The sequence below is a fragment of the Sinomonas atrocyanea genome (genome assembly GCF_030811715.1).
Taxonomy (GTDB): Bacteria; Actinomycetota; Actinomycetes; order Actinomycetales; family Micrococcaceae; genus Sinomonas; species Sinomonas atrocyanea_A.
The window spans coordinates 1-1,407 of record NZ_JAUSRH010000027.1 but is presented as its reverse complement, the minus strand read 5'-3'; the positions used below and the strand labels follow the sequence as shown (position 1 = coordinate 1,407).

Here is a 1,407-nt window from a genome sequence, read left to right as displayed (position 1 = left end):
GGGGGACTGTACTTTCAACGGTGTAACTCTGACAGAGGAGGTACCCGATGAGCGTTGATGTTGAGCCGGCCGCTGAAGCGGTCGTGGAGGAACTGGACGTGACCGACCGCGGGGGTGCCGAGCGGCCTGCCGCGGCCGTCGTGGACCGGGCGCTGATCGCGCAGCTGGTAGGCGACGCGCAGCGGCGCGGGATCGCGGTCGACGGCGAGGGCGGGCTGCTGGCACAGCTGACCAAGCTCGTGGTCGAGTCGGCGCTCGAGGGCGAGCTGACCGCGCACCTGGGCTACGAGAAGCACGAGCGGACCGAGGATCCGGCCGGGAACAGCCGGAACGGGACCCGGGCCAAGACGGTGCTGACCAAGGCCGGCCCGCTTCAGATTGAGGTGCCCCGGGACCGGGCCGGGACCTTCGAGCCGGTGGCCGTGGCCAAGCGGCAGCGGCGGCTCGGTTCGATCGAGGACATCGTCCTCTCGCTCAGCGCGCGCGGGATGACGCACGGGGACATCTCGGCGCATCTGGCCGATGTGTACGGCTCCGAGGTCTCCAAGACGACGATCTCCACGATCACTGACAAGGTCCTGGACGGGATGGCGGAGTGGCAGAACCGCCCACTGGACCCGGTCTACCCGGTGGTGTTCATCGACTGCATCCACGTCAAGGTCCGCGACGGGCAGGTCGCCAACCGGCCGATCTACATCGCCCTGGCCGTCACCGCCGAAGGGAACCGGGACATCCTGGGCCTGTGGGCCGGGGACGGCGGCGAAGGGGCCAAGTACTGGCAGCAGGTGCTGGCCGAGATCCGCAACCGCGGTGTCGAGGACGTCCTGATGCTCGTCTGCGACGGCCTCAAGGGGCTCCCCGACGCGGTGGGCAACGTGTGGCCGGCCACGATCGTGCAGACCTGCATCGTGCACCTGATGCGCAACAGCTTCCGCTACGCCTCCCGGCAGGACTGGGACGCGATCTCCCGGGGCCTCAAGCCCGTCTACCAGGCGGCGACCGTGGAGCAGGCCGAGGAGCGCTTCTTGGAGTTCGGCGAACAGTGGGGAGGGAAGTATCCCGCGATTGTGCGGCTGTGGGAGAACGCCTGGGCCGAGTTCGTCCCGTTCCTGCAGTTCGACCGGGAAATCCGCCGCATCGTGTGCACCACGAACGCGATCGAGTCGGTCAATGCCCGCATACGCAAGGCCGTGAAGGCCCGAGGGCACTTCCCGAACGAGCAGGCAGCGCTCAAGTGCGTCTACCTCGCGGTCATGGCCCTCGACCCGACCGGCAAGGGCCGAGCCCGATGGACCCAACGATGGAAGGGCGCCTTGAACGCCTTCGAGATCGCCTTCGATGGTCGGCTCTCCATCGGCCGCCGCTAGCCAACAAACAACCCAGTTACACCGAAAGATTTACAGACCC

At 67.7% G+C, this 1,407-nt stretch carries 1 protein-coding gene; it reads left to right on the top strand.

Going from position 1 to position 1,407, the window contains the following annotated elements; all coding sequences use genetic code 11:
- The first annotated feature begins 92 nt into the window (after positions 1 to 92).
- Positions 93 to 1,367 carry an IS256 family transposase gene (locus tag J2W21_RS19740; RefSeq protein ID WP_373423133.1) on the top strand — a complete coding sequence of 425 codons (1,275 nt, stop codon included), beginning with the start codon at positions 93 to 95 and terminating at the stop codon, positions 1,365 to 1,367.
- Positions 1,368 to 1,407 lie beyond the last annotated feature (40 nt).